This is a genomic window from Burkholderia sp. SIMBA_062 (genome assembly GCF_046534765.1).
Classification (GTDB): domain Bacteria; phylum Pseudomonadota; class Gammaproteobacteria; order Burkholderiales; family Burkholderiaceae; genus Burkholderia; species Burkholderia ambifaria.
In genome coordinates, this window is record NZ_JAWRYD010000160.1 from 1 (window position 1) to 332 (window position 332).

At 62.3% G+C, this 332-nt stretch carries 1 protein-coding gene; it reads left to right on the top strand.

What is annotated here, in order from left to right:
* On the top strand, window positions 1-332 hold a 332-nt coding region (locus SB786_RS35850; RefSeq protein WP_410731524.1), incomplete at both ends, for a phage tail sheath C-terminal domain-containing protein.

The following is a 332-nucleotide window of genomic DNA, read 5'->3' on the forward strand; positions in this document are numbered from 1 at the left end:
CGCGCCATCGAGTACCTGGACGGCGACGAGACCTGCCGGGCCAACCTGCTGAACAACGCCAACATCGCGACCATCATTCGTGACGACGGCTTCCGCCTGTGGGGCAACCGCACCCTGTCGAGCGATTCGAAATGGGCGTTCGTCACCCGCGTGCGGACCATGGATATGGTCATGGACGCGATTCTGTACGGCCACAAGTGGGCGGTGGACCGGGGTATCACCTCGACCTATATCCGCGACGTCACCGAGGGCCTGCAGGCCTTCATGCGCGACCTGAAAGCCCAGGGCGCAATTATCAACTTTGAGGTCTACGCCGACCCGGTGCTCAACAC